The 21,558-nt window shown below is 65.4% G+C and carries 19 protein-coding genes and 1 tRNA gene; 5 read left to right on the forward strand and 15 right to left on the reverse strand.

Annotated elements, in window-relative coordinates:
- Positions 1–24 precede the first annotated feature (24 nt).
- From urtA to KTJ87_RS07280, 5 genes are all read right to left on the reverse strand, one after another.
- A complete protein-coding gene (gene urtA / locus KTJ87_RS07260) occupies positions 25–1,308 on the reverse strand; it encodes an urea ABC transporter substrate-binding protein (RefSeq protein ID WP_267138433.1) in 1,284 nt (427 codons plus the stop codon).
- A gap of 344 nt (positions 1,309–1,652) precedes the next feature.
- Complete coding sequence (locus tag KTJ87_RS07265; protein ID WP_267138434.1) at positions 1,653–1,982, reverse strand: hypothetical protein; 330 nt, start codon at positions 1,980–1,982, stop codon at positions 1,653–1,655.
- Between the two features lie 5 nt (positions 1,983–1,987).
- The gene (locus tag KTJ87_RS07270; protein WP_267138435.1) at positions 1,988–2,608 is read right to left on the reverse strand and encodes a hypothetical protein; all 621 of its coding nucleotides are present in this window, start codon (positions 2,606–2,608) and stop codon (positions 1,988–1,990) included.
- Positions 2,605–4,845: a xanthine dehydrogenase family protein molybdopterin-binding subunit gene (locus KTJ87_RS07275; RefSeq protein WP_267138436.1), complete on the reverse strand. Its 2,241-nt coding sequence runs from the start codon at positions 4,843–4,845 to the stop codon at positions 2,605–2,607. The genes KTJ87_RS07270 and KTJ87_RS07275 overlap by 4 nt, the downstream gene beginning before the upstream one ends.
- Positions 4,846–4,848: 3 nt before the next feature.
- Positions 4,849–5,310, reverse strand: a complete 462-nt coding sequence (locus KTJ87_RS07280; protein WP_267138437.1) for a (2Fe-2S)-binding protein — start codon at positions 5,308–5,310, stop codon at positions 4,849–4,851.
- A 269-nt stretch (positions 5,311–5,579) separates the two neighbouring features.
- Between KTJ87_RS07280 and KTJ87_RS07285 the strand changes: the two genes are divergently transcribed.
- The 3 genes from KTJ87_RS07285 (at position 5,580) to KTJ87_RS07295 (ending at position 8,020) form a co-directional block, all read left to right on the forward strand.
- Positions 5,580–6,776, forward strand: coding sequence for a winged helix-turn-helix domain-containing protein (locus KTJ87_RS07285; protein WP_267138438.1), 1,197 nt, complete (start codon positions 5,580–5,582; stop codon positions 6,774–6,776).
- A gap of 123 nt (positions 6,777–6,899) precedes the next feature.
- Positions 6,900–7,394 carry a peptidase associated/transthyretin-like domain-containing protein gene (locus KTJ87_RS07290; RefSeq protein ID WP_267138439.1) on the forward strand — a complete coding sequence of 165 codons (495 nt, stop codon included), beginning with the start codon at positions 6,900–6,902 and terminating at the stop codon, positions 7,392–7,394.
- A 2-nt stretch (positions 7,395–7,396) separates the two neighbouring features.
- Positions 7,397–8,020 (forward strand): ferric reductase-like transmembrane domain-containing protein, encoded by a 624-nt coding sequence (locus KTJ87_RS07295; RefSeq protein ID WP_323371674.1) that lies wholly within the window; start codon positions 7,397–7,399, stop codon positions 8,018–8,020.
- Here KTJ87_RS07295 and KTJ87_RS07300 read toward each other — a convergent pair.
- The 9 genes from KTJ87_RS07300 to KTJ87_RS07340 form a co-directional block, all read right to left on the reverse strand.
- A complete protein-coding gene (locus KTJ87_RS07300) occupies positions 8,011–10,311 on the reverse strand; it encodes a Hint domain-containing protein (protein WP_267138440.1) in 2,301 nt (766 codons plus the stop codon). The genes KTJ87_RS07295 and KTJ87_RS07300 overlap by 10 nt on opposite strands.
- A 161-nt stretch (positions 10,312–10,472) precedes the next feature.
- Complete coding sequence (locus KTJ87_RS07305) at positions 10,473–11,228, reverse strand: FadR/GntR family transcriptional regulator (protein ID WP_267138441.1); 756 nt, start codon at positions 11,226–11,228, stop codon at positions 10,473–10,475.
- Between the two features lies 1 nt (position 11,229).
- Entirely contained in the window at positions 11,230–12,195 is a 966-nt protein-coding gene (yjfF, locus tag KTJ87_RS07310; RefSeq protein WP_267138442.1) for a galactofuranose ABC transporter, permease protein YjfF, read from the reverse strand.
- Positions 12,192–13,208: an ABC transporter permease gene (locus KTJ87_RS07315; RefSeq protein ID WP_267138443.1), complete on the reverse strand. Its 1,017-nt coding sequence runs from the start codon at positions 13,206–13,208 to the stop codon at positions 12,192–12,194. The genes yjfF and KTJ87_RS07315 overlap by 4 nt, the downstream gene beginning before the upstream one ends.
- Positions 13,205–14,710: a sugar ABC transporter ATP-binding protein gene (locus tag KTJ87_RS07320; RefSeq protein WP_267138444.1), complete on the reverse strand. Its 1,506-nt coding sequence runs from the start codon at positions 14,708–14,710 to the stop codon at positions 13,205–13,207. The genes KTJ87_RS07315 and KTJ87_RS07320 overlap by 4 nt, the downstream gene beginning before the upstream one ends.
- A gap of 84 nt (positions 14,711–14,794) precedes the next feature.
- Positions 14,795–15,739, reverse strand: coding sequence for a galactofuranose ABC transporter, galactofuranose-binding protein YtfQ (gene ytfQ / locus KTJ87_RS07325; RefSeq protein ID WP_323371676.1), 945 nt, complete (start codon positions 15,737–15,739; stop codon positions 14,795–14,797).
- A gap of 271 nt (positions 15,740–16,010) precedes the next feature.
- Positions 16,011–16,625: a glutathione S-transferase family protein gene (locus KTJ87_RS07330; protein WP_267138445.1), complete on the reverse strand. Its 615-nt coding sequence runs from the start codon at positions 16,623–16,625 to the stop codon at positions 16,011–16,013.
- Positions 16,622–17,101 carry an SRPBCC family protein gene (locus tag KTJ87_RS07335; RefSeq protein WP_267138446.1) on the reverse strand — a complete coding sequence of 160 codons (480 nt, stop codon included), beginning with the start codon at positions 17,099–17,101 and terminating at the stop codon, positions 16,622–16,624. The genes KTJ87_RS07330 and KTJ87_RS07335 overlap by 4 nt, the downstream gene beginning before the upstream one ends.
- The gene (locus tag KTJ87_RS07340; protein WP_267138447.1) at positions 17,091–17,438 is read right to left on the reverse strand and encodes an ArsR/SmtB family transcription factor; all 348 of its coding nucleotides are present in this window, start codon (positions 17,436–17,438) and stop codon (positions 17,091–17,093) included. Before KTJ87_RS07340 ends, KTJ87_RS07335 begins: the two co-directional genes overlap by 11 nt.
- A gap of 479 nt (positions 17,439–17,917) precedes the next feature.
- Between KTJ87_RS07340 and KTJ87_RS07345 the strand changes: the two genes are divergently transcribed.
- Together KTJ87_RS07345 and KTJ87_RS07350 are read left to right on the forward strand one after the other, a co-directional pair.
- Positions 17,918–18,919, forward strand: a complete 1,002-nt coding sequence (locus KTJ87_RS07345; RefSeq protein WP_267138448.1) for a TAXI family TRAP transporter solute-binding subunit — start codon at positions 17,918–17,920, stop codon at positions 18,917–18,919.
- A 60-nt stretch (positions 18,920–18,979) separates the two neighbouring features.
- The gene (locus KTJ87_RS07350; protein WP_267138449.1) at positions 18,980–21,070 is read left to right on the forward strand and encodes a TRAP transporter permease; all 2,091 of its coding nucleotides are present in this window, start codon (positions 18,980–18,982) and stop codon (positions 21,068–21,070) included.
- A 360-nt stretch (positions 21,071–21,430) separates the two neighbouring features.
- Here the strand turns inward: KTJ87_RS07350 and KTJ87_RS07355 are convergent.
- A tRNA-Ser gene (locus tag KTJ87_RS07355) sits at positions 21,431–21,520 on the reverse strand.
- Positions 21,521–21,558: the final 38 nt, after the last annotated feature.

A 21,558-nucleotide genomic window follows, 5' to 3' on the forward strand; every position in this document is an offset into this window, starting at 1 on the left:
GTTGGCGCCCCGCCGGTGCTCGCGTCAGTAGTTCGAGGTCAACTGCACGCAGGTCGCGGTCTCGGTGTTGTACATCCCGCAGCCGAGGTCTTTCCAATCGGACTCGAGCACTGCCGATTCCGGCAGGAAGTCGGTCCAGGCATCGCCCGGCACCGGCTCGGTCGAGCTGATGATATCGAACTGGCCATCAGCGCGGATCTCGCCGATCAGGACTGGCTTGGACAGGTGATGGTTGGTGCCCATCACCGCCATGCCGCCGGTGAGGTTCGGATATTCCTGCCCCCACATCGCCTCGCGCACGGCATCGACGTCGGTGGTTCCAGCAGCCGTGACCGCGTTCACCCACATGTTGAAACCGATGTAGTGGGCTTCCATCGGGTCGTTGGTCACGCGCGCCTCGTCGCCGATGAAGGCGTGCCATGCGGCGATGAATTCGGCGTTCGCGGGCGATTCAGCCGACATGAAGTAGTTCCACGCCGCGAGGTGCCCGACGAGGTTCGAGGTGTCGAGGCCCGAAAGCTCTTCCTCGCCGACCGAGAAGGCGACGACGGGAATGTCGTCTGCCGACACGTTCGCTGCCGCCAGTTCCTTGTAGAAACCGATGTTGGCGTCGCCGTTGATGGTGGAGATCACGCCGACCTGCTTGCCGTCCGCACCCAGCGCAACGACATCGGACACGATGGTCGCCCAGTCGGAATGGCCGAAGGGCGTGTAGTTCACGAAGATGTCCTCGGCGGCAATGCCCTTGTCCTGAAGGTAGGATTCAAGGATGTTGTTGGTCGTGCGCGGATAGACATAGTCGGTGCCGAGCAGCGCGAATTTCTCGACGCCAAGCTCTTCAAGGAAATAGTCGACCGCCGGGATCGCCTGCTGGTTCGGCGCGGCGCCGGTGTAGAACACGTTTTTCGACGATTCCTCGCCCTCGTACTGCACGGGGTAGAACAGAAGGCCGTTCAGTTCCTCGATCACCGGCAGGACGGACTTGCGCGACACCGAGGTCCAGTTGCCGAACATTACGTCGACTTCGTGAACGGTCAGCAGCTCGCGCGCCTTTTCGGCAAAGAGCGGCCAGTCGGACGCCGGGTCGACGACGACAGCCTCAAGCTCGCAGCCAAGAACGCCGCCCTTGGCATTCTGCGCGTCGACCAGCATCAGCATGGTGTCTTTGAGCGTGGTTTCGGAAATGGCCATCGTGCCGGACAGCGAGTGCAGCACACCCACCTTGATCGGGCAGTCCTGGGCCAGCGCCGCCCCTGCGGACAGGGCGAGCGATGTAGCCGTGGTGGCAAGCAAGGACGCAGATTTCATGGATAGTATCCCCTGTGTTGTCTGCGTGCCCGCCAAAGCAGCCCGGCCAGGTTTTCACCGGCCGCGGCGCCGTGTAGAACAGTCACGCAGCTTCATGTTGCAGACGTGCGGGGGGATGGCAGTTTTCCAGGACAGCACCCCCCCGTGCGTCACCTCCGCAGATGCGGAAGCTGACGCCATTAACGCCGAGTTATCGGGGGAACGGCAGAGCGGCGCGGATGCAGGTGCAGCATTCGCGAGGGTATGCACAATAATGTTGCAGGTTTTCGGGGCGACGCCCGCTTGATGTGCACCTGATCCAGTCGGGATCGGGCGCCGGTTTTCCCGGCGCGCCGAGTCTCGGCTCAGGTGGCGGTGCGCGACTGCCTGCTGCGCCACACACCCGCGAACAACGCCAGCGCCGCCGCCGCGTCATCCACGATCAGCAGATACAGCAGCGGATCGGGGATCGGGCTGCCGCCGAGGCGCGCAAGGCTGACGCCGATCGCAACGATGACCACCAGAAGCGTGATCCAGGCCAGCCAGCGCCAGCCGCGCCAGATGCCGACCGCAGCCAGAGCCGCCGCGATGGCGACGGGCAACTCGCCCGGACCGACGAAGGCGACGAACACCAGGTGCAGACCGGCGGCCACCAGCAGCAAGAGCGCGCCAAGGCGCAGCGGGGTCAGGGTCATGCGGCTCACTCCTCGTCGGTCGCGCAGGGAAAGCCCGCGACGCCCCAGATCAGCAGATCGTCGATATGCTCTTGCACGGAATAGGGCGCAGGCTCTCGCCCGCCACCGGGGGTCCAGCCCCATTGCACAAGCGCGCTGTGCTGGATGTGCTCGGCCAGCCCCATCAGGTCATGGCCAAGGTTGCGTTCGGGGTCGCGCAGCTGGGCGCAGATCTCGGTCGAGGATTTTCCAAGCCACTGGGTCTCGACCGGCGCCAGCGCCCATGTCTCGGCCACCTGCGGCGCCATGTGGGGCGCATCGTTCGCCCCTTCCTCGCGGTAGGCGTGGCAAGCCTGGCACGGGACGTATTCCGCGCCGATCCGGCTTTCCCCGCCGTTCACGTTCATCCCGTGGGGCATGGTGCCGCCATAGCTTGGCCCCGACCAAAGCGGGATGTTGTCCTCGCCGACATGGCAATTGGAACAGCGCGGGTGCGACGTGACCTCGTAGATGCGGTCCCACGCCTCCAGTCCCGCCGCGCGGCTGACCGAGCCTTCGGGGGGCATGTCGATGGTGAACTCCTCGCCGGCAGCAAGGGCGAGCGTCGCCGTGCCGCAAGCGAACAGGATGGCAGCGGTGCGGATCATGCGAACGTCACCTCTCGGTCAAAGGGCATCTCTCGCAGGCGTTTGCCCGTCGCGGCAAAGATCGCACCCGCAAGCGCAGGCGCGGCAGGCGGCACCATCGGCTCGCCGATGCCATGCACCGTCGCGCCGTTCTCAAGTCCGCGCACCGTGATCTCGGGGCACTGGCCGATGCGCATGCCCTCAAAGGCGTGATAGTTTGTCTGCTGCGCCGCGCCGCCGCGATAGGTGATCTCGCAGTTCATCGCGTGACCAAGCGCAAAGACGATGCCGCCCTGCACGAGGTTCTCGAAGTTCACCGGATCGACCACCCGGCCCACCTCTGCCGCGCACCAGACCTTGTCGATGCGGATGCCGCGATCCGTTTCGGTGACCTCGATCACCTCGGCGCAAGGGACCCCGAAGCTGGTGGTCAGCGCAACGCCCCTGCCCCGGCCATTGCCCAGCACCCCGTCCCAGGACGACATTTCGGCCACGGCTTCCAGCACCTTGCGGGTCAGATCGTCCGAGGCAAGCCGCAGCCGTTCCTCCATCGGATCGGCCCCGGCGGCGTGGATCAGATCGTCGAGCGCGGCGTTCCAGAAGAAGCCGTTGGTCGACGCGCCGACAGACCGCCAAGAGCTGATCGGCGCCAGTTCCGGCGCGCGGTAGCCGGTGACGCGGTGATGCGGGATGGCGAAAGGCGCGTTCCAGGCGCCCGCGACGATCTGGCTGTCGGGGCCCGGAACCGCCTGCCCTTGCCGCCCGAGTTGCGAGCCCATCACGGACGGCATCGCGATGCCAAGGTCCAGCCCCTCGACCCGGCCATCCGCCACGCGGCCGCGCAGGCGGGCCATGGCGATCTGGCGCGGAAAGTCGTGGGTCATGTCCTCTTCGCGCGAATAGGTCAGCTTGACCGGCGTGCCCTTCATCGTCAGCGCGATCTCGGTGGCCTGCTTGACGACTTCATCCTCAAGCCGGTGGCCAAAGCTGCCGCCCATCATCAGCACGTTCACCTTGACCGCATCAGCCGGGATCCCGGCGATGCGCGCGACGTTCTGCTGGACAAAGCGGGGGATCTGCGTGCCCGTCCAGACCTCTGCCGCGCTGTCGGTGACGCGGACGATGGCGCTGATCGGCTCCAGCGGGGCGTGCGCGAGATAGGGCGCGCGGTATTCAGCCTCGATCACCTCGCCTGCGCTAAGCGCCGCCTCGACATCGCCGTCCTCGCGGTTGCGGCTGTCGAGGCTGGCCTCGACGAAACTGTCCGACAGCGCCTGCCAATGGGCGTCCATGTCGGCGGGATAGGCGGCGTCTTCCCACTCCACCTGCAGCGCCTCGGCGCCGCGAAATGCGCGCCAGGTGTTGTCGGCCACCACCGCGACACCGCCCCGCACCGGGATCACGTCGGTCACGCCCCGCAGCTTCAACGCCTCCGAGGCATCGAAACTGCGCACACCGCTGCCGTTCGCCGGGTTCAGGCGCACGGCGGCGTGCACCATACCGTCGACGCGGGCATCAATGCCATAGTCCTGCGTGCCGGTGCACTTGGCGACCATGTCGATGCGCTGCATCGGCTTGCCGATGTAGCGCCACTGGGACGGCTCGCGCAGCGCCACGTCCTGCACGGGCTCCATCCCCGCAACCCTTGCGGCAAGGCTGGTATAGGGCACGGCGGACCCATCCGGCAGGATCACCTGCCCCGCTTCGGTGCGCAGCTGGTCCACCGAAACGCCCGCCTGATCGGCTGCCGCGCGCTTCAGCGTCTCGCGGGCCGAGGCTGCCGCCGCGCGCAGCTTGACGAACTGGTCGGGCACCGTGGTGGACCCGCCGGTGATCTGCATCCCCATGACCTTCATCACGCCGCCCACCGTCGTCTCGAGCGCCGAGCGCATCGCGCCCTGCGCCGGGATCACGAACTCCGCCGCTTCGGCGGACAGCGCGGTGTTCCAGTAGGCGGGGCTGGGCGGGCCGGGATCGACGCGCACCTGATGAAGGTCCACGTCCAGCTCTTCGGCCAGAAACGCGGCCTGAACGTGGTAGGCGCCCTGCCCCTTGTCGGCGCGAGGGGTGATAAGCGTGATGCCTTCCGCGTCGATGCGCACGTAGGGTGTCAGCGCTGCCTCGCCGTCGCCAAGCGCAGGTGTCAACGGGTTCGCGTGCGGCTTGCCCACGGTGTAGACGCCAAAGGCGACGCCGCCGGCGACGGCTGCCGATCCGACAAGAAAGGTGCGGCGGGTAATGGTTCCCAGACGGCTCATAGCTTACGCCTCCTTCATCTTGGCGGCGGCGCGGTGGATCGCGGCGCGAATGCGCGGATAGGTGCCGCAGCGGCACAGGTTGCCGCCCATCACGATGTCGATGTCCTGATCGCTGGGCTCGGGGTTCACCTCGAGCAGCGCGGCGGCCTGCATGATCTGGCCGGACTGGCAGTAGCCGCATTGTGCGACCTGCTCCTCGATCCACGCGGCCTGCACCGCGTGAAGGTTCTCGGGGCTGCCCAACCCCTCGATGGTGGTCACCTGCGCGCCGTCCGCGACCGAGGCCGGGATCTGGCAGGACCGGACGGCCATGCCGTCCATCTGCACCGTGCAGGCCCCGCAGCGCGCGATGCCGCAGCCATACTTGACGCCCGTTACGCCGATCTCGTCCCGCAGCACCCACAGAAGCGGCATGTCGGGTTCGACATCCACGTCATGCGTCGTTCCGTTCACGGTCAGTTTCATGGCGGCCTCCGGTGGCTGGCATCGTCGCTTCGATCTGGCTGCGGGCGTCAAGACCCACGCTACACCGAACAGTTTAGTTTTGCGACGGGTTTCGAAAAGGGATCAGTGGCGCATTTCGCAAGAAAACATGACCCAGGGTCAGGACGCGCCGCGTTGGCCAAGACCGATGCGTGCCCGGCAAGTCCTTTGAACCACTGCGACAACCTTGCCGATGCAGCGCCAAGCTGAAACGAATGGGTTTGCCCTGCATCAACCCTGAAAGCCGCGCCATGCCCCGCCCCCGCCTCGACAATCGCAGCGCACGGCGCCTGTTCCTCGACCGGCACCTTCTGCTGCGTCCGGGCGCCGGGCCGGGCAGCGCGCAGGATCTGGAGGGCGTGCTTGACGCCCTGGGGTTTGTGCAACTCGACAGCGTCAACACGCTGGCGCGGGCGCATGATCTGATCCTGTGGTCGCGGCGCGGGCGCTACCGGCCGCGCGCGCTTGAGGCACTGGTCGCGCGCAGGCGCAGCGCCTTCGAGCACTGGACCCACGATGCCGCCGTGATCCCGATGCAGTTCTACCCGATGTGGCGGCTGAAATTCGCACGCGACGAGGCGCGGATGCGCGCGCGTTGGCCCGCATGGCAGCGCAACGGATGGACGGACGAGTTGGACACCGTCCTGCGGCACATCTCTGACAATGGCCCGGCCTGTTCGCGCGATGTCGGCGGCGACGAGGCAAAGGGGTCGTCTGGCTGGTGGGACTGGCACCCGTCCAAGACGGCGCTCGAATTCCTGTGGCGGTCAGGGCGGCTGGCGGTGTGCCACCGGCAGGGCTTTCAGAAGCACTATGACCTGTGCGAGCGGGTGATTCCGCCCGAATACCTGAACGCGCGCGTCCCGGACGCCGAGATCATCGACTGGGCGATGACGCAGGCGCTGGAGCGACTGGGATTTGCCACCAGCGGCGAGCTGGCCGCCTTCTTTGCCATCGTGAGGCCAGATGAGGCCAAGGCATGGTGCGCCGAGGCGCTGGCGGACGGCCGCCTGATCGAGATCGACATCGAACTTGCGGACGGCGCGCTGCGCCGTAGTTTCACGACCGAGGCGATGCTGGACAGTGTCGCAGGGCTGCCTGCGCCCTCGTCGCGCCTGCGCCTCCTAAGCCCCTTCGATCCTGCCTTGCGGGACCGCGCCCGCGCCGAGCGGCTGTTCGGCTTTCACTACCGCATCGAGATCTTCGTGCCCGAGGCGCAGCGCAAATATGGCTATTATGTCTTTCCGGTGATGCAGGGCGACCGGATCATCGGACGGCTGGACGCGCGGCGCAGCGAGGGCGCGATCGAGGTGCAGGCATTCTGGCCCGAGAGGGGCCGGAAGGCGGGCAAGACCCTGACCACGAGCCTTGAGCGTGAACTGACTCGCGTTTGCGCGTTGGCCGGAACGGACGCGGTGCGCTTTGTAGGCGGCTGGCTGCGAGCTTGATGCGGGCTTGATTTGGGCCTTCACATCCCCGTGGCTCGCGGTTTTCAATCGCGCGTGATGCACCATACTCTGACGTGAAACAGCGTGACCGACCGCACAACAGACCCAAGAGGAGGGCACCAGATGACCAAGGCCCCTCAAAGCCGCCGCCGCTTCATCGTCGCCGGGGCAGCGATGCTCGCCGCCCCCGCGCTGATCCGGCCCGCCCTGGCGCAAGACCTTGCGCCGACGCAGACCATGCGCGGCGGGTCGAACAACTACCGTCCCGGCGCCCCCATCGTCGAGCGCATCGGCGGCGGCGGGTTCCAGATGACCGGCACCGTGCGCCGCGCCGGGGACGGCGCCCCGCTGGAAGGCATCCGCATTCAGATCTGGGCGCACACCACCGAAGGACACGAGCGCGACCCTCATAGCCACGGCGCGACGCTGACCGGGGCGGACGGGACGTTCCGCATGGACATGCCGCAGATCGTCCCGGCCTTCGGGCAGCCGCACGGGCATCTGGCCTATGACGCGGATCATGACGGGAACGGCTTTCGCACCGTGTTCCTGCGGCCGGTCATGTCCAGCGCCCGCGACACCGGCCTGAGCGCGGACTTCATCCTTCAACCGGCCTGATCGTGCCGCCGCGCCTGCGTGCCGTCCTGGTCTGGTCCGCCCTGATCCTGGTGCTGGCCTTGCCGCTGGCGGTAGCAGCGTCCAGCCCGCTGCTGGCGTGGCGCGGCCCGGTCTATATCGCGGCGGGGTTCGCGGGCGTGGTGGCGATGGCGCTTCTGCTGCTGCAACCGCTGCTGGCGGGCGGATATCTTCCGGGGCTTCGCGCGCGAGGGGGGCGCGGCGTTCACCGCCGCGTCGGCGGCGTGCTTCTGATCGCGGTCGCTTTGCACGTCGGCGGTCTGTGGCTCACCAGCCCGCCCGACGTGATCGACGCGCTGACCTTCACATCGCCCACACCGTTCTCGGCCTGGGGCGTGGTGGCGATGTGGGCGATGCTGGGCGCGGCGGGGTTCGCCCTGCTGCGCGGTCGGCTGTCGCGCTGGCCGCGCGCGTGGCGCATCGGGCACCGCCTGCTGGTGGCGATCGTGGTCGTCACCAGTGTGGTTCACGCGATGCTGATCGAAGGCACCATGGGCACGCTGTCCAAGGCGGTCCTGTGCGCGGCGGCGCTTGCCGCGACGATCAAGGTGCTGCTCGACCTGCGCACATGGGCCCTGCTGCGCGGCGCCCGAAAGCGTCAGGCGTAGGATCGCAGCAGGCTGGCCTCGTGCTTTTTCAGGCAGGGGCGCGCGGTCGGACCATAGGTCTCGGGATGGCTGCGCAGTTCGGGAAAAAGTCCGAACAGCTCGTCCCGGCTCGGATCGGACAGCGCCGACAACCCGACGCTGCCGACATGGAAGCTTTCGGTCGCAGCGCCGTCGGCATAGATCACCTCGTGGCGGTCGAACATGACGTGGATATACGTCACCTGCGCCTGCGGAACGGCGACCACGTCGCGCCCGTCGATCAGGTGCCGGGCGGCGACCAGGACCTCGTCGCAGCCGAACAGCAACTCCGCCTTGTAGCCGGTGAACAAGAGACGGTGCTGCGGCGAGACCAGAAGCGGCGCGCGCGCGCCGTCCATCACATGCGCAGCCACGCGGACAGGCGCAAAAGCGTCGACGCCGGGCACAGTGCGGCTGCCGACCCAACGGATCGGTTGCACGCCGTTGTCGCGCGTCACCACCAGATCGCCGATGCGCAGAGTCTCGACGGCGCACAGGCCATGCGGCGTGAGGATGCCCGCGCCGGGGGTGAAACAGATGATGTTCTCGATTTCCGAGAAGCTGACGACGGTGCCGTCCGACAGCGTGTAAGAGCCGGAGAACCCGCCCGCAGCGTCGTCGGTGTTGGTGAAGGTGATGTCGTCTTCGGTGATCCCGTCCGACAGATACAAGGTGTCGCCGTCAGTCTCGTCGCCCTCGCCGCCGACGATGGTGATGGTCCCGGTTCCGGTCTCGGTGGGCGTCTGGACCGTGAACGTGTCGTCGCCGTCGCCGCCATAGGCCGCGTCGTTCTCGCCCACCAGCAGCGTGTCGTTGCCGCCTTCACCATAAAGGGTGTCGGCCCCGGCGCCGCCGTCGAGCGTGTCGTCGCCTGCGATTGCGTCATTGCCGACGATCAGCGGGCTTGTCGCAAGATCCTCGGGCGATCCGCCGGGCGGCGTCACACGGCCCGACAGCACGTTGCCGCCCGCGTTCTCCCAGTAGCGCACCTCGATGGTGTAGCTCTGGCCTTCCTGAAGCGTGACATCCCCGAAGCGCGCTGTGGGCCCCTGGTGGAAGTCGTTGTTCATGTAGTTGAGATTGCCGCCCGTCTGGTTGGCAAAGGTCAGCGGGTTGCCCTGGCTGTCGAGGATGCGGATCGTCGAGCCGTCGTCCGACGTTGTCTCGAAGCGGAAGACGCCCGTGTCCGAGGCAACCAATTGCGACGTGTAGATGACCCCGAAGTCTTCGGGGTTGGACCCGCCCCGCGCCTGGATGCCGTGGGCCGTCACGTCGAACTGCGACGATGTCCCCGATGCCGCCAGCGTGCCGCTCTCGATGGTGAACGCCTGGCCGTTCGCGCTGGTGAAGTCGCGGGTGTAGACTTCGTAGGACCAGCGTTCGGCCGTTCCGCCATCGCCATAAAGCGTGTCGGACCCTGCGCCGCCCTGCAGCTCGTCATTGCCCTCGCCGCCGGTCAGGGTGTCAGTGCCACCGCCGCCGTCCAGCTGATCGTTGCCCTGCCCGCCGCTGAGCGTGTCGCTGCCGCCTTCACCGAACAGCTGGTCGTTGCCTGCCTGGCCCTGGAGGTTGTCAGCACCTGCGCCGCCGGACACGACATCATCGCCTGCCCCGGCGAGAACCGTGTCGTTGCCGCCGCCTGCGTTGATGACATCGTCGTTGAACCCGGCCCCGGTCAGGCCATCGCCGTTGTCGACGCGGTCGGACCCCGAAGCGATCGGTTCCACATAGCTGGCGTCGATCACGTCGGCGCCGCCGGTGCCGTCGATCACCCCGTCGTCCCAGCCCTGCTGCGCCCGGTCCGCGCCGAGGTTGGTGTTGGTGCTCGACACGACTTCGTCCAGCGTGATCGAGACGATGGGACCGGCCTCATATGCGGTCAAATCGGCGTTCGCACTGATCTCGGGGGCAAGGAACAACTCGCCCGATGTCGATTGCGCGATGACGGCCGAAACCGTCGCCGTGGTCCCGTTGGCGTAAGTGATCGTTGCGTTGAAGACTGTCAGGCCGTCGAACGTGAACGTCTGGACCCCGCTGCCGATGTCGGTCGTGAACTCGTCATTGGTCGTGTCGTTGTTCATGTCGAGCGCGGTGGCAGAGCCGCCGTTGTCGATCGTCGTCACGCTGGTGATGTGCTGGTAAAGCGGATCGCCCGGAGTGCCATAGGTCTGGTTCTCGAACAGTGCCGCGTTTTCGGCGTTACTGTTGCCTTCGGTCGGGTCGAGCGCCGTTGCCGAATTGCCGAGATGTATCCAGTTGAAGGTCGTTGGCATGAATCCGAACCCTTTGTTTCCCAAGGAGGTACAAAGGGGGTGCGGCGCGAATGGGTAAAGATTGTGGCAAGATCAAGGCGGGATTGAAGGGGGAATGCGGCAGCCGGTGCAAGACTGTCCTCGGCCCGTGCTTTGGCGTGCCGAAACCGATGCTGCCCGACCTATCGCGCGCCGCGCGCTCCCAGCTCGGTGTCGTCGCCGAACACCCGCCGCCAGCCCACCTTGATGACGGCGCGCATGGCGTCCTGCGCCGCGGCGGTGTCGCGCGCCGCGATGGCATCGACGATCAGTTGGTGATTGTCGCAAATCTTGATCTGCTGGTCCGGGTTGGGATCGGGAGAGGACCGCCGCAGAAGCGACAGCAGCGCCGCGCCGACCAGCGACACCACCGAGTAGAAGAATGCATTGCCCGCCGCATCGAAGACGGCGCGGTGAAATTCGAGATCCGCCAGCGAGAACGCGGTTTCGTCTTCGGCCCGGCGCATCGCGTCAACGCAAGTGCCCATGCGCGCGATGTCCCGGTCGGTGGCATTGCGGGCGGCAAGGCCTGCCGCATGCGGCTCGAACGCCAGCCGCATCTCGAACAATTGTTCATAAAAGCTGTCGCTCGGCTCTCCGTCGAGATGCCAGCGCAGGACCTGGCTGTCGAACATGTTCCATTCGTGGCGCGGCCGCACCCTGGTTCCGACCCGCGCCTTGGCGACGATCATTCCCTTCGCGGCGAGAGTCTTCATCGCCTCGCGCAGCACGGTCCGAGAGACGCCGAACACCTCGACCAGTTCCTCGTCGCGCGGCAACAGCTCGCCCGAGGGCGGATCACCCGCGACGATCGCCCGGCCAATTCCCTCGACGACACGACCGTGGTTTCCGCTGCTTTCGCGCAGTCTGGGATCGATCCGATCGAGGAATTGCTGCATGTCAGGTTCTTTGCTGTTGTTGCCCCACCACAAGAAGGCCCTTCTGAAGCAAGATAAACAGAAGGAGAAGCATTCCAATCGCGATCTTCGTCCACCAGCTGGAAAGCGAGCCGTCAAAGACGATGTAGGTCTGGATGAGGCCCATCGTCAGCACCCCGATCAGCGTGCCAAAGACATAGCCCGATCCGCCCGTCAGGATCGTGCCGCCGATCACCACCGTGGCGATCGCCGTCAACTCGGTTCCCACCGTCGCCAGTGGATATCCCGAACCGGTATAGATCGAGAACACGATCCCCGACAGCCCGGCCATGAACCCCGAGAAGGCATAGATCAGCACGGTTGTCCGGCCCACCGCGACGCCCATCAGCCGCGCGGTATGCTCGCCCCCGCCAAGAGCAAAGACCGCCGTGCCGAACCTTGTGCGATGCGCCAGGATCGACCCGGCAAGCACCGCGACAAGCATCAGCACCCCGATCAGCGTCAGCCGCCCGCCGCCCGGCATCCGGTAATAGGCATCCTGCAGCAGGTCATAGAAGGCATGGTCTATCGGGACGCTGTCGATGGTCAGCATGTAGGCCGCCCCGCGCGCCAGGAACATGCCCGCAAGCGTCACGATGAAGGGCGGCATCGACAACCCGTGGATCAGCCCGCCCATCGCCGCACCGAAGGCCGTGGTGACGGCCAGCAAGAGCGCGAAGACGACCAGCGGATGCAAGCCCGTCGATTGCAGGAGCACCGCGATGAACACGCCCGAGAAGGCGATCACCGAGCCGACCGACAGATCGATCCCGCCCGACAGGATCACCACCGTCATGCCAACCGCGACGATCCCGAGATAGGCGTTGTCGGTCAGAAGGTTGCCGATCACCCGAGTGGACAGCATCGCGGGGAACTGCAGATAGCAGATCAGGTAGGCGATCAGGAAGATCACCACCGTCGCATAGAGCGGAAGCACACGGGCGTTCATTCTGCAGGCTCCTTCGTGCGGTTGGCCGCCCGTTGCGGCCGTTTGAACACTAGCGACAGCTGCGGGCCCAGCGTCGGCGACTGCAGCACAAGGATGATGACCACCAGCCCGGCCTTGATGACGAGGTTGAACTCGGACGGGAAGCCCGCCAGCAGGATGCCGGTGTCGATGGTCTGGATGATGAACGCCCCGACCAGCGACGCCGCGATCGAGAACCTCCCGCCCAGCAGCGACGTGCCGCCGATGACGACCGCAAGGATCGCGTCCAGCTCCAGCCACAGACCCGCATTGTTGGCGTCCGCGCCGCGAATGTCGGCCGCGACGATGATCCCGGCGATAGCCGCGCATAGGCCCGACGCCATGTATACCGCGATCAGCAGAACCCGCGCATTCACCCCGGCCAGCGCGCTGGCAGGCCGGTTCACGCCGATGGCCTCGATCAGAAGGCCCAGAGCGGTGCGGCGCACCAGCACGCCGAATGCGATGCCGGTGGCGATCCAGACGAGGATCGGCGTCGGGATGCCCAGCACGTCCCCAGCCCCGAAGAACGCGAGGCCCTCGTGGCTGAAGGTCAGGATGCGCCCTTCGGTAATCATCTGGGCGACACCGCGCCCCGCGACCATCAGGATCAGCGTCGCCACGATGGGCTGGATGCCGAAGATGGCGACCAAGACCCCGTTCCAGATGCCGCACAGAACCCCGGCGCCAAGCCCGACCGCCAGCGATGTCGCAAGGCCAAGGTCGTTCGCAACCGCCCAAGCCGACGCCGCGCCGCAGATCGCCATGACGGCCCCGACGCTCAGGTCGATGCCGCGCGTGGCGATCACCAGCGTCATGCCCACCGCCAGCAGCGCGACCGGCGCGCCGCGCTTCAGAACATCGACGCCGCTGCCGACAAGGCGCCCGTCGACAAGATCCACGGCAAGGAAGCTGGGAAAGGAGGCCGTGACCAGCGCGATCACGGCAGCAAGCGTCAGAAGTTGCGGGGCAAGGCGGCGCAGCCCGGTGGTCATGTCGTGGCCCTTTCGGCGGGGTCATGGGCAGCGATGGCGCTGATGATCCGGTCGGTCTGGATGTCGTCGCCCACCAATTCGGAGACGTGCTTTCGGTCCCGCACCACGATCACCCGGTCGGACGCGGCGATCAACTCGTCGAACTCGGACGAGATCAGAAGGATCGACATGCCCTTGTCCGTCAGATCACCGATCAGCTTCAGGATCTCGGCGTGGGCGCCGACGTCGATGCCGCGCGTCGGCTCGTCAAGGATCAGGAACCTGGGGTTCATTGCCAGCCAGCGCGCCAGAACAACCTTTTGCTGGTTGCCCCCCGACAGATCACCCACCCGCTTTTCCGCGTCGGGCGTGCGGATATCGAGGCGCCGGATATAGTCATCCGCCAGCGCGGCCTGTTCGGCGCGGGGGATCGGGTTGGCCCAGCCCCGCCGCGCCTGCAGCGCCAGCGCGATATTCTCGCGCACCGACAGGTCGGCGACGATGCCGTCGGTCTTGCGGTCCTCGGGCGCATAGCCGAAGCCTTGGGCGATGGCGGCGCGCGGTGATCCGAGATCAAGCGCACCGCTGCTGTCCCGCGCCTTGCCGCTGTCGGCGGGCGTGCGGCCGAACAGGGCATCGGCGGTTTCGGTCCGACCCGACCCCAAAAGTCCGGCCAGTCCGATCACCTCGCCTTCGCGCACGGTCAGATCGAACGGATCGACCTTGCCGCGCCGCCCGAACCCGGTGAACATCAGAAGATCGGCGCCGCCGCGTTGCGCCGCGCGGCGTGTCTCGGCGGCTTCAAGTTCGTGGCCGAGCATGTGGTGGATCAGTCCGACCCGGTCCATCGACGCGGTATCGGCCGTGACCACATGCCGTCCGTTGCGCAGGACGGTCAGCCGGTCGCTGAGCGAGAACACCTGATCGAGGAAATGCGAAATGAAGACGATCCCCAACCCGCGCGTCCGAAGCCCGCGCACCACCTCGAACAGCGTCTCGGTCTCGCGGGCGTCAAGGCTGGCGGTCGGCTCGTCGAGAATCAGCACCTTGCCGGACAGCGCGACGGCGCGGGCGATGGCGACGATCTGCTGCACCGCCACCGAGTAGCTGCCCAACTCGCGTGTGACGTTGACCGCGTCGAGCCCGTATCCTGCCAGCATCTCTTCGGCGTCGGCGCGCATCCTGCGGCCCGAGATCATGCCGAACCGGGTCGGCTGGCGCCCGAAGGTCAGGTTTTCCGCCACGGTCAGGTTGGGCAGAAGGTTGACCTCCTGGTAGACGGTGCCGATGCCCAGCGTCTGCGCTTCGTGGGTCGATGCGGGCGAAATCGGCTGTCCGTCGAGTTCGATCTGGCCGCTGTCTCGGGCATGAACTCCCGTCAAACATTTGATAAGCGTGGATTTTCCGGCCCCGTTCTCGCCCAGAAGCGCGTGAACCTCGCCCGCCTTGAGGTCAAAGCGCACGTTGTCCAGCGCAAGCGTGCCGGGGAACGATTTGGTCAGATCGCGGATCGTCAGAAGCATCTGCCGCCTTTCAGCACAGGATCAGCACGGCGCCCCACCCGAGGCGCCGTGTGAAAGGCCCGTCAGGGCCCGGTCGCCACCAGATCAGTAGCCAAGATCCTTGCGGGCCTCGTACTGTGCCATCGGATCGTCGTCGCGCGTATACAACGCCGATTCGGTCTGGATGAACTTCGGCGGCTCGGTGCCATCGGCCATGTAGGCGGCAAGCGCATCGAAGGCCGGTCCGGCCATGTTCGGCGTCAGCTCGACCGTGGCGTTCGCATCGCCATCGGCCATGGCCCGGAAGATGTCCGGAACCGCGTCGATGGACACGATCAGGATGTCGTCGCCGGGATCGACGCCCGCTTCCTTGATGGCCTGGATCGCGCCAAGCGCCATGTCGTCGTTATGGGCATAGAGCGCGCAGATGTTGTCACCGCCACCCTCGGCCTGAAGGAAGCTCTCCATCACTTCCTTGCCGCCCGAGCGGGTGAAGTCACCCGTCTGGCTGCGCACGATCTCGATGTCGTCATTGCCTTCGATCGCGTTGCGGAACCCCGTCGCGCGGTCGATCGCGGGGGACGAGCCGGTGGTGCCTTGCAACTCGACGACGCGGCAGGCGCCTTCGGGCTTGTTGTCGGCCAGCCACTGGCCCGCGACTTCGCCCTCGTGAACAAGGTCCGAACCGACGGCGGTCAGATACAGATCGTCCGAGCTATCGACCCGCCGGTCCAGAAGGACCACAGGAATTTCAGCCTCGGCGGCCTCTTCCAGCACCGAATCCCAGCCCGTTGCGACGACCGGGGCCAACAGGATCGCATCGACGCCCTGGGCGACAAAGGACCGGATCGCGGCAATCTGGTTTTCCTGGCGCTGCTGCGCATCCGAGAAGCGCAGGTCGATGCCCCGTGCCTCGGCTTCCTGCCGCGTCACGGTGGTCTCTGCCGCACGCCAGCCCGATTCCGAGCCGATCTGCGAGAACCCGATGGTCTGAGCGGTCGCACCCGTAGAGAGCGCAGCCAAGGCTGCACCAAGCATTAGTCTCTTCATGATTTCCTCCCATGTTCGGCCTGAGCCTGCAGGAATAAACTCATATAGTAATACTTATTGCAACCGAAAATTCAGAGGTCCGTCGAACCATGTCCGGCGACCCCCTTGGACACAACGGAGATATCACGAACCGTGTGCAGCGTCGGGAATGTCATTTCCGATGTGTTGGCTGTGACGGTATGGCCGATGCCCCTACTCCACTTCATCGGTCAGTGCTTCGCGCCTTGACCGTTGAGTCAGTTACCTCTCGCAAGATTATCGACAGGCTGTGTCACGCACCCTTCGGGTAAGGATCGAGATAGCCCGGCAGTGAATTCAGACCCGCGTTCCACCGCATGATTTCGGGGTAAGTCTCGAAAGTCAGACGCGACGCGGCCGCAAAAGGTAGAAAAGTCGCCAGCGCAAAATCGGCGATAGTGGGCCGCGAACCCAGAATGAAATCGCGGTCCTTCAATGCGTCGTCGAGGATGCGGGCAACCTTGGGAAAGGCCGCCTCGGCCTGCGCCAAGGCAGACATGTCCGTCTTTTCCCCGAACAGGGGCTTCAAAGCGTTCTCGACGAAATACGTGGCGACAACAGGCTTGAAATGCTCGGAATCCCAACTCAGCCATCGCTGCGCGTGCGCCTGAACGCGACCCTTCGGCCAAAAGTCACTGCGGACCTCGTTCGCCAGGCGGATTGCAATGGCGTTGCTTTCGGAAAGATAGTCTGATCCGACCACCAGAGTGGGGACCTGCCCCATCGGGTTGATGGCGAGATAGGCGGGCTGATTGTGCGCTCCGCCCGCGAGATCGACGCGTTCGAAATCCAGCTCGATCCCCAAGTATGCTGCAACGGCACATGCCTTTCGGCCATGAGGTGTCTCGGCGTAGTAGAGCTTCATCATGCCGTGCTCCCGGATGGCGCACTGTTCAGATGAACATCGAGTCGCTCGAAGCTGACAGTCCAGCCCATAGCGTGACCTTCTCGACTTGCCTCGCTTCCAAACCCGGCTTGGTGAAAGACCATCAGTGTGCCCCTGTCCGTCGGCACAAGGGTCAAAGTGATCGTGGTCTCGGCGCTCTCCCGGCTGCCGTCGTCCCCCAGCCAGGCGTGGGTGAAGACAAGACGCTCCCCCGGGTCAGCTACCTTGTAGATCCCGCCTGCGCGCGTCGATGTGCCGTCGGGAGCCAGCATTCTCGCCAGATGTCGGCCACCAGGCCTTGGCTCAAGAAGTTCGGTGGAATTGGTATAGCCCACGGGCCCTGCCCATGCCGCGAGATGATCGCTCTCGGTCCAGCAGGCATAGAGTCGATCAGGAGTTGTCCTGAAGGTCCTGGCGATCGTCAGGGAGCCTTCTGTGAAGACGGTTTCATGGCTCATCCGTGCGGTCCTTCCGTTCGAGGTCGTCGATGTATTCCTCCAGACGATCAAAGTTCTGCTCCCAGGCGTTGGCGCAGCGACTGATCCATTCGGCAGCGATCCGGAGATTTTGAGGCTTCAGGGATTTCGTTCGGAACTGAGCCTGTCGCTTGGTCGAGACAAGCCCAGCCTGTTCCAACACCTTGAGATGCTGCGAGATGGTGGGTCGCTTGAGATCGAAAGGCTCGCAAAGATCATTGACGCTCGCATCGCCCTCGGCGAGCCGGATCAAGATTGCCCGTCGCGTCTGGTCCGAGAGCGCAAGGAACAGTGCATCTATTTCAGAACTACTGGTCATGAAGCCGGTTCGCCCTCGGCACTAAGATGGTATGTCGGCACATACTGACATAATTGACCTGACACGTCGATCACCTTTTTGCGGCATCTCTCAACCGATCGATGCTCGGGATCAGCAGTCAGACTTCACAGTCGTTTGGCAGGCAAAGCTGTCAGACGAATGCGACGCAGTCTCCTCAAGGGCAGGCAAGCAGGTCCGACAGGCTGCGAAGAGGCCGCGCCACTTGGCAAGGGCGGAGGCGCGATGGGTCCAAACCGTGGACGAAGTGAGATGTCCAATGCTCAAGGCGTTGCACTCAGATGCCAGCCCCTCGCTGCGTCGGGGCCGCCTGCAAGGTGCAGCGTTTGCGGGGTGCCGGGACCAGAGCCCGGCGCGCGCACGATGCCGTCCATCGCAGCCCGGTTGCCGTAAGGGACGCTGTTGAGTCCAAGATCACGGCGCTGTTACAGATAGGGTATTCGCAACAGGGAGATAGCACCATGTTCAAAGGTATCCTTTCCATCGCATTGGCGGTGGGCACCTTCGCGGCGACCGGAGCGTCCGCTCAGGAACCGCAGTTCTTCCGCATCGGCACCGGCGGCACCGCTGGCACTTATTATCCGATTGGCGGTCTGATCGCGAACACCATCTCGGCCCCGCCCGGATCGCGCGCCTGCGATGAAGGCGGCTCTTGCGGCGTTCCCGGCCTGATCGCCAGCGCCCTGTCGTCCAACGGCTCGGTCGCGAACGTGAACGCCATCGCCGGTGGATCGCTCGAATCCGGCTTTGCGCAGTCCGACGTCGCCACCTGGGCACAGACCGGCACCGGCATCTGGGAAGACCGCGAGGCGGTCGAGTCGCTGCGCGCCATCGCCAGCCTCTACCCCGAGACCATCCATATTGTCGCCTCTGCAGACAGCGGCATCGAAAGCGTCGCCGATCTGGCAGGCAAGCGCGTGTCGCTGGACGAGCCGGGGTCAGGCACCCTTGTGGACGCCCGGATCATCCTTGACGCCTACGGGCTGACCGAGGACGACATCGAGGCCGCGTATCTCAAGCCCGACCAGGCCGCCGACCGGATGCGCGACGGCGCGATGGACGCGTTCTTCTTCGTGGGCGGCTTCCCGGCAGGGGCCATCGCGGAACTGGCCAGCCAGGAAGACATCACGCTGGTTCCGATCACCGGCGCTGAAGCCGAGGGCGTTCTGTCCGAGTACACGTTCTTCGCCGAAAACCTTGTGCCCGCAGGCACCTATGAGGGCATGGACGCCGACGTCACCACCTTGTCGGTGGGCGCACAGTGGATCACCTCTGCCGACCGGCCCGAAGACCTGATCTACGAGATCACCAAGGCGATGTGGAACGACAGCACCCGCCGTCTGCTGGATGCCGGCCACCAGAAGGGCAAGGACATCACGGTCGAGACCGCGCTGGACGGCATCGGCATCCCGCTCCATGCGGGCGCCGAGCGGTTCTACCGCGAGCAAGGCATGATCGAGTAATCCACCTTTTCGTCCGGGCCCCTTGCGAGGGGCCCGGTCATTCCAAGGCAAGGACCGGCCATGACCGCCAGCAGAACCCCCTCTGACGACTCCGCACGCGCCGAGGCCATGACCGAAGCGGAAATGCGGGCGCTTGAAGAACAATACGATCCCGAGGTGCGGTTCCGGCCCCTGACGCCTGCCGTGCACTGGTTCACCGCCGCTGCGCTGTTCGTGCTGTCCTGCTATCATTTCTACACCGCCGGATACGGCATCCCGCAGGCCACCACCCATCGCGGCACGCATCTTGCGTTCACGCTGGGGCTGGTCTTTCTGTCATTTGTCGCCTTCGGGCGTGCCGACGAGCCGAAGAACAGCCTCCTGCGTCCGCTGGGCCTGCCGTGGTTCGACTGGATTCTTGCCATCGCCGGTGTGGTGTCGGCGCTTTATGTCCCGTGGATCTTTGCCGATCTCGCGTTCCGTGTCGGAGACCCGCTGCCCATAGACGTGCTGATGGGGACGATCCTGATCGTCGTCATGCTGGAAGCGACGCGCCGCGCGATGGGCTGGCCGCTGCCGGTCATCGCATTGTTGTTCATCGCCTATGCCTATTTTGGCCGCTCGATGCCCGGCGTCCTGACGCATCCCGGCGCCAGCTGGACCAACATCGTCAACCACCTTTACCTGACGAGCCAGGGCATCTACGGCACGGCCCTTGGCGTGATCTCGACCTACGTGTTTCATTTCGTGCTGTTCGGCGTGCTCGCCACAAGGATCGGCCTTGGCCAGCTGTTCATCGACCTCGCCTCATCGCTTGCGGGGCGGTATGCGGGCGGACCCGCCAAGGTGTCGGTGCTGTCCTCGGCGATGCTGGGGTCGATCTCGGGCTCGTCGATCGCGAACACGGTGACGACGGGATCGCTGACCATCCCTGCGATGATACGGATCGGTTATCCCCGCCACTTCGCCGCGGCGGTCGAGGCCGCCAGTTCGACGGGAGGCCAGATCACCCCGCCGGTGATGGGCGCCGTGGCGTTCCTGATGATCGAATACCTTGGCGTGCCGCTGACGACGATCCTGACCGCCGCGCTGGTGCCCGCATTCATGCACTTCTTCGGCGTTCTCGTGCAGGTCCATCTTGAAGCGCGCCGTCGCGGCCTGCGCGGCCTGTCAAAAGAGGAACTGCCGGTTGCCTGGACCGTGTTCAAGGCGGGCTGGCTGACCACGCTGCCGCTGTTCGTGCTCGTGGCGATCCTGCTGTCGGGCAAGACGCCCTACCTTGCCGCCTTCTGGGGCATCGCGTCGTGCTTGCTGGTGCTGGTGATCCAGAACATCCTGCGCCACGATCTGAAGACCGCCGCGCGGGAAACCGTGCGCGAGACCTGGGATGGCTTTGTGCTGGGGGCGAAATTCTCGCTGTCGGTCACCGCCGCCGCGGCCCTGGTGGGCATCGTGATCGGCGTTGTCACCCTGACGGGCGTGGGCTTCAAGATCGCCTACATGGTGACCTCGGTCGCCGCCGACTGGGCGACCAGCGTGTCGGCCATGTGGGCCTTCCTGCCGTTCGAGATCATGTCGGTCGAGAGCCTGACGCTGTTGTTCACCCTGATCATGACAGCCATCGTCTGCGTGCTGATGGGCTGCGGTATCCCGACGACGGCCAACTATCTCATCATGATCGCGGTTGCGGCCCCGATCCTCAGCCTGCTGGGCGTGCAGCCGCTGGTGGCGCATTTCTTCGTGTTCTACTACGGCGTCTTGGCCGACATCACGCCCCCTGTGGCGCTGGCCGCCTATGCCGCCGCCGGGATCGCGGACGCCAACGCCTTCAAGGCGGGCAACACCGCGTTCCGGCTGGGCATGGGCAAGGCGCTGGTGCCCTTCGTCTTTGCCTTCTCGCCGTCGATGCTCTTGGTCGTGGACGGATTCACATGGACCGAGTTCTTCCTGGCCACGGCGGGCGCGATGCTGGGGATCTGGGCCTTGTCGGCGGCTTTTGCGAACTGGCTGTTCGCCCCCTTGCGCGGCTACGAACGCGCGCTTCTGGCGGTTGCGGCGATCTTCCTTGTCGCACCGCACCTTGTCGCAACGCTGATCGGCCTTCTTCTGATCGCACCTGCAATCATCCGTCAGCTTCTAGACGGAAAGCTGCGCGCGAATGAGGTGACGTGATCCCTGCCCTGCCGGCATGGCTCGTCATGTCCGCCGGCTTGCTGCCAGACGAGTGCTGCGCGGTCTGATCGAGGGAAACGAGACTGGACCGAGGCGAACGTCTGCCGACCTCGCATCTGCCGTAAACGTGGCAGAGTCCGCTTGTCCGTGAACAGGCACCTGTTTCTGGCCGAAATTCGGGAAAAACTTCCGGTGAATCGAAAACTCACCCCAATTCCACTTTCCCAGAGACCGCGCCGCCCGAAGGCCCCAAAACGCCGGTTTGAAACCACGACAGGATTGGGAAACGCGCCGGAAAATGTCCCTGTTTCCGCAGCTTGCGCGGTCGCACGGCGGCAATAGACGAGCTTCGGGGGTCGGTGGCGGAGAGACAGGGATTCGAACCCTGGAGACGGTTTCCCGCCTACACACTTTCCAGGCGTGCGCCTTCGACCACTCGGCCACCTCTCCGGTGCGCGGGGGCATAGCGCAGTCGGCGGGGGAACCGC

This window comes from Anianabacter salinae, assembly GCF_019061145.1.
Taxonomy (GTDB): Bacteria; Pseudomonadota; Alphaproteobacteria; order Rhodobacterales; family Rhodobacteraceae; genus Anianibacter; species Anianibacter salinarum.

What these genes read in the sequence shown, in the direction of transcription:
- KTJ87_RS07300 (WP_267138440.1), bottom strand. Translation starts at nt 10,311, where the DNA reads ATGCCAACGACCTTCAACTGGATACATCTCGGCAATTCGGCAACGGCG.
- KTJ87_RS07280 (WP_267138437.1), bottom strand. Translation starts at nt 5,310, where the DNA reads ATGAAACTGACCGTGAACGGAACGACGCATGACGTGGATGTCGAACCC.
- KTJ87_RS07290 (WP_267138439.1), top strand. Translation starts at nt 6,900, where the DNA reads ATGACCAAGGCCCCTCAAAGCCGCCGCCGCTTCATCGTCGCCGGGGCA.
- KTJ87_RS07275 (WP_267138436.1), bottom strand. Translation starts at nt 4,845, where the DNA reads ATGAGCCGTCTGGGAACCATTACCCGCCGCACCTTTCTTGTCGGATCG.
- KTJ87_RS07320 (WP_267138444.1), bottom strand. Translation starts at nt 14,710, where the DNA reads ATGCTTCTGACGATCCGCGATCTGACCAAATCGTTCCCCGGCACGCTT.
- KTJ87_RS07305 (WP_267138441.1), bottom strand. Translation starts at nt 11,228, where the DNA reads ATGCAGCAATTCCTCGATCGGATCGATCCCAGACTGCGCGAAAGCAGC.
- KTJ87_RS07315 (WP_267138443.1), bottom strand. Translation starts at nt 13,208, where the DNA reads ATGACCACCGGGCTGCGCCGCCTTGCCCCGCAACTTCTGACGCTTGCT.
- KTJ87_RS07265 (WP_267138434.1), bottom strand. Translation starts at nt 1,982, where the DNA reads ATGACCCTGACCCCGCTGCGCCTTGGCGCGCTCTTGCTGCTGGTGGCC.
- KTJ87_RS07345 (WP_267138448.1), top strand. Translation starts at nt 17,918, where the DNA reads ATGTTCAAAGGTATCCTTTCCATCGCATTGGCGGTGGGCACCTTCGCG.
- ytfQ (WP_323371676.1), bottom strand. Translation starts at nt 15,739, where the DNA reads ATGAAGAGACTAATGCTTGGTGCAGCCTTGGCTGCGCTCTCTACGGGT.
- KTJ87_RS07270 (WP_267138435.1), bottom strand. Translation starts at nt 2,608, where the DNA reads ATGATCCGCACCGCTGCCATCCTGTTCGCTTGCGGCACGGCGACGCTC.
- KTJ87_RS07350 (WP_267138449.1), top strand. Translation starts at nt 18,980, where the DNA reads ATGACCGCCAGCAGAACCCCCTCTGACGACTCCGCACGCGCCGAGGCC.
- yjfF (WP_267138442.1), bottom strand. Translation starts at nt 12,195, where the DNA reads ATGAACGCCCGTGTGCTTCCGCTCTATGCGACGGTGGTGATCTTCCTG.
- KTJ87_RS07285 (WP_267138438.1), top strand. Translation starts at nt 5,580, where the DNA reads ATGCCCCGCCCCCGCCTCGACAATCGCAGCGCACGGCGCCTGTTCCTC.
- urtA (WP_267138433.1), bottom strand. Translation starts at nt 1,308, where the DNA reads ATGAAATCTGCGTCCTTGCTTGCCACCACGGCTACATCGCTCGCCCTG.
- KTJ87_RS07335 (WP_267138446.1), bottom strand. Translation starts at nt 17,101, where the DNA reads ATGAGCCATGAAACCGTCTTCACAGAAGGCTCCCTGACGATCGCCAGG.
- KTJ87_RS07340 (WP_267138447.1), bottom strand. Translation starts at nt 17,438, where the DNA reads ATGACCAGTAGTTCTGAAATAGATGCACTGTTCCTTGCGCTCTCGGAC.
- KTJ87_RS07330 (WP_267138445.1), bottom strand. Translation starts at nt 16,625, where the DNA reads ATGATGAAGCTCTACTACGCCGAGACACCTCATGGCCGAAAGGCATGT.